This window comes from Armatimonas sp., from assembly GCF_031410135.1.
Classification (GTDB): domain Bacteria; phylum Armatimonadota; class Armatimonadia; order Armatimonadales; family Armatimonadaceae; genus Armatimonas.
Genome location: NZ_JANNYP010000370.1, coordinates 1 through 4,304 on the forward strand (window position 1 = coordinate 1; position 4,304 = coordinate 4,304).

At 55.4% G+C, this 4,304-nt stretch carries 5 protein-coding genes; 2 read left to right on the plus strand and 3 right to left on the minus strand.

Going from position 1 to position 4,304, the window contains the following annotated elements; all coding sequences use genetic code 11:
- From RMO15_RS13505 to RMO15_RS13515, 3 genes are all read right to left on the minus strand, one after another.
- Nucleotides 1–443, minus strand: a 443-nt coding sequence (locus tag RMO15_RS13505; protein ID WP_309713426.1) for an aldo/keto reductase, incomplete at its 3' end; no start/stop codon positions are given.
- A 79-nt stretch (nt 444–522) separates the two neighbouring features.
- The gene (locus RMO15_RS13510; RefSeq protein ID WP_309713429.1) at nt 523–1,047 is read right to left on the minus strand and encodes a hypothetical protein; all 525 of its coding nucleotides are present in this window, start codon (nt 1,045–1,047) and stop codon (nt 523–525) included.
- Nucleotides 1,034–1,612: a hypothetical protein gene (locus RMO15_RS13515; protein ID WP_309713433.1), complete on the minus strand. Its 579-nt coding sequence runs from the start codon at nt 1,610–1,612 to the stop codon at nt 1,034–1,036. The genes RMO15_RS13510 and RMO15_RS13515 overlap by 14 nt, the downstream gene beginning before the upstream one ends.
- A gap of 238 nt (nt 1,613–1,850) precedes the next feature.
- On the opposite strand from RMO15_RS13515, the gene RMO15_RS13520 reads away from it, so the two are divergent.
- Nucleotides 1,851–3,110 (plus strand): enolase C-terminal domain-like protein, encoded by a 1,260-nt coding sequence (locus RMO15_RS13520; RefSeq protein WP_309713436.1) that lies wholly within the window; start codon nt 1,851–1,853, stop codon nt 3,108–3,110.
- 132 nt (nt 3,111–3,242) lie between these two features.
- Nucleotides 3,243–4,304 (plus strand): hypothetical protein (locus tag RMO15_RS13525; RefSeq protein WP_309713439.1); only part of this gene is annotated, 1,062 nt, incomplete at its 3' end.

The window sequence follows — 4,304 nt, forward strand, 5'->3', positions numbered from 1 at the left end:
CGCGAGCTCGCTGCTGCTGCTTCCAGGTGCGGCCCGAAGCTGCCGTGGTGGAAGTAGTAGATATCAATGTACTCACGCTGGAGGTTGATCAGGCTCTGCTCGCACTGATGGCGAATGTGGGCGGGCTCGTAGGCATGGGCCGCCGTGCCGGGAAAGTGCCCGATCTTGGTGGCAATCACAACACTCTCATTCTTCACGCCCAGCTTATCCAGCGCCCGCGCCAGCATCCGCTCCGCCTTACCATTGCCGTAGACATCGGCGTTATCAAAGTGATTCACCCCGGCATCCAGCGCCGTCTTTATCCCTGAAACAATCTCGTCCTCGTCCACATTGGCCCAGCCATTGGGGTTTCCATTGACCCAGTTCAGGCCCCCCATTGTCCAGCAGCCCAGGCTGACCTCAGAGACTTCGAGGTCTGTTTTCCCAATTTTCCGGTACTTCATAGGCTCAAATTCTACACGACGGAGCCTACGGGCTCATACTACCCATTTGGGCAGGAGAAGCGTTTGGTTCAGACCGCAGTCACCGAACACGACTCCAGTTCTCCAAAATGACATGCAGCACTTCCTCACACCGAGGGCAGATGTACTCAACCTTTGCTTCACTATTCTCAAAAGGCTCCATGCAGGTTCCATGATTCCCTCCCCAGCGTGAATAGGTATTTGGGCAGAGCTTTTGAACGACGCTTAAAAGAAGCATATCGGGTCTAGATTTTTCCATCAGAAGAATAGGTCGCCAGACAGTGATTTTCACCAAAGGGCAGCCGTGCAGCAAACAGCCTTCCCATAGACGTTTTCGTTTTCGCCATTCGTCGCGAATAGATCCAATCAAAATACCTACGAGTGCGAGCCCTCCGAAAATAAGACCAACAATCGGCCAGACTTGAAAATAGGTAATCAAGACCAGAGCCGCGACAAACAAGGCAATCCATAGAAAACAAGCCAGCGGATGGTCGGCTTTCTGCTGATTTCTGCGCTCCTGCTCGACCAAGACGAATCTCTGCATCTCAGCAATCAGCATCGCATTCTCAGCATCAGTCATCATCATTCACTCTCTCCGGCGGCTGTTTTTCTATTGCATTCACTGCTTCTAACACAGCTCTACTGAAATCCTGAACTGCTCGATCACAATCGGGACAATAGCGATCATACACACGATGCATCCCATGCGACGACTGCTCGTTATAGCGAAAATGTAAGGGGAAGAGCTTATTTACCGCCTGAAAATACCCAGGCATCATGCTCGTAAAAGGCCGGTTCCAAAACCCATAATCGTATCCCTGCCGAAGTAATAAAGGCGTTCCGTGGACGGGACAGGTCTTACGAAGCCACCGTAATAGAGCACCACGGCTCCACAGCACGACCGCTGCGCTAAGAACATACGGCCAGTACTGGGCCGCCAGAAGCGCAAGTGGTGCAAACACAAATATCAGTCCCACGAGAACCAGAAAGCCCATAACAAGATACTGGCCGCAACCTGTACGCTTGTCAATGAGCCAGTACCAGAATCCCGTTCGTGTTTGCGGAGACGACCTCAGTCCCATTTCTTCCAGCGCCTCGGAAACAAGCCGTGCTTGGAGTTCTTCTGGAGGGTTCTTCGTGTGCCACCACATAGCCCTATTTTACAGCCCCAACTCGCAACAGAATTGAAAGACTTGGCAAAACTCTCACTGCCTTTGGCAATCTCGCGACAGAATAGGCAAGGGCCACGATGACCTATGGCAAGGCAACCTCAGCCTAAACATATTCTGCCTCAGCCTATGCTTATGCCGCTGCAGAGTTGGTTTATCCAGCCTAGAAATACGTTATGCCAAGACAGGAAAATGGGAGGTGGTTGCCGAAACAAGCCCTATGTCGCTGAAGATTACCGATGTCGAGCGGATCACGCTCTGTGTGCCGTTTACGCCGCGCTGCGAGATATGGAACGCTCGCGAGGTCTGGCAGTGGAAAGTCGTGGAGGTCTGCCGGGTGGAGACTGATGCGGGCCTGATTGGCTGGGGCGAGACGCTCCCGCACTATACCTGGGGCCGGGTCTCTGACGACGCGGTGGCACGGGTGAAGGGTAAGAATCCGGCTGATTTCCTTGGTGATGACTCTCTAGGCGCGGGCTTGCAGATGGCGCTCTACGATGTGGTCGGCAAGGCGCTGGGCGTGCCGGTCTACAAGCTGCTCAACCAGCCTCTCGTCCGTCCGTGGTGCCCGATCTCCTGGTGGACGATTGACTTTCCGCCTGAGGCCCTGGCGGAGGAAGCACGCGACGCGCTGGCGGCGGGTTACGTGGCCTACAAGACGAAAGCCCGGCCCTGGTGGGATGTCTGGGCACAAGTCGAAGCGCTCTCTGCCACCTCGCCCGAGTACTTCAAGATAGACCTAGACTGGAACGAGTTTCTGCTCAATGCCAGCAACGCCGCGCCGGTCTTGCAGTCGCTGGATGCCTACGAGCGCGTCGCTCTCTACGAGTCCCCCATTCCGCACCGGGACTTGGAGGGCAATCGTCTTCTCCGCCAGAAGACCAACCGTCCGATTGCCCACCACTTTGGTGCCGTCCCCTTCGCCAGCGCCGCCCGAGAGGAGATCTGCGATGGCTTTGTGGTGGCAGGTGGGCTCGCCAGTATTCTGAAGCAAGGCGCACTTGCCGCTGCGTTTGAGAAGCCGTTTTTCTTGCAGATGGTCGGCACGGGCCTGACCACGGCACTCGCCGCCCATCTCGGGGCCGTGCTGCCGTTTGCGCAGTGGCCCGCCGTCAACTGCCTCAATAACTTCGCCGACGATCTCTTAGTGACGCCGCTCGAAATCTCCGGGGGCTATGTACGCGTCCCCGAAGCGCCTGGCCTTGGGATCGAGTTCGACGAGACCACGCTCACCAAGTACAAGATGGAGCCCCCCTACGAGATTCCGCGCGAGCGGCACATACTCTCGGTTGTCTGGCCGGGCGGGCGTGTCGTGCACTACCGGAGTATGCGCCCGATGCTGTGGGACGACGGCTGGGCAGGCAATATCCCAGTGCAAGAGCGTGGTGTCACCCTGGAAACCCGCCTTGACGATGGTTCCCAAGACTTCGCCGAGCTCTTCGCCAAGACCGAGATCGGCCCGGTACGGGATCGGCGCTGATACGCAAAGATATGCCATTATGAAAAAATACCAGGGTAGCTAAGAAGGATATTGGAGCGACTGTTTCGTACCTAGTCTATATCGAATCGTTTGTTGAATTGCGGCATACTCTTAACTCGTTGGAGCAAAACATTGAAGAATAAAGTACTCATCACTCTTACCGCAGGCAGCCTGCTTGCTATCTCTATTTCCCTCACAAACATCTTTACATTGCCGGTGCACGCACAAAAAGCAAGTGCAACATCTCATGTTCGGAAAGCGACGACTAAGTCGAAGACACCGACGCGTCACGATATCAATACGGTTAGTGGGCTCAGTGCCTACCTTAAAGAGCTGAAACAAGCAAAAAAGGCAGCAGGCGTCAAAGAAAAACTAATCCCCGGTACGAATGTCCGCGTGCTTCCCGGTACAGGAATCTACGAGGAGCGCCTTGCACGCCTTCGAGAGCGTGCTTATCCCAATGACAAGATAAATACCGAGGCGATCTTTCGTGCGATTTCTCAGCGGGAACGAATGCAGGCCGCGACGACGATTCTACAACAGCGCTCCCCTGTTACGTTCGCCGCAACCAGTGGTGGAAATCCCTCCGCGATTGGCGCGTGGGAGTTCATTGGCCCTAAAAACCTCACCGTTCCTTACACCACGTACTATGGCCCGGCCGACTCCGCTCTGACCGGACGTGTGAGCGGTATCGCCTTTCACCCCACGGATCCTAAGACAATCTATATTGCCGCACCGATCGGGGGGATTCATAAGACAACGGATGGTGGTACGACATGGGCAGCGATTGGAGACTCCTTTCCAATTCCATTTACCAGCAGTGTTGCCGTTGATCCGAGTAACCCCAATATTGTCTACGCAGGCTTGGGAGATCACGACTATAGCATTGACACGCAGGGCTGGTGGTTTGGAGGTGCGTACAATGCACGACAGTTTGGTGGAATCATGCGCTCCACGGACGGTGGCGCAACATGGGATCGCACCATGGACTTCCTCCAAGGCTGTGCCATCAATGCCATCGTCACCGATCCTGATACGCCCGGTCTCGTCATGGCGGCAGTCTATGGCGGCACAGCTGCTAGTGTCTATCGCTCCGTGGACTATGGGGCGACCTGGAGTGTAAAGCCCGCAACCAAGTCGTTAATTGTGAATGCCGAAGACGTCGAGATCGGCGTGCGCGATGCCTCGGGCAAG

Coding starts and splice junctions, on each gene's coding strand:
- RMO15_RS13510 (WP_309713429.1), bottom strand. CDS start 1,047: ATGATGATGACTGATGCTGAGAATGCGATGCTGATTGCTGAGATGCAG.
- RMO15_RS13520 (WP_309713436.1), top strand. CDS start 1,851: ATGTCGCTGAAGATTACCGATGTCGAGCGGATCACGCTCTGTGTGCCG.
- RMO15_RS13515 (WP_309713433.1), bottom strand. CDS start 1,612: ATGTGGTGGCACACGAAGAACCCTCCAGAAGAACTCCAAGCACGGCTT.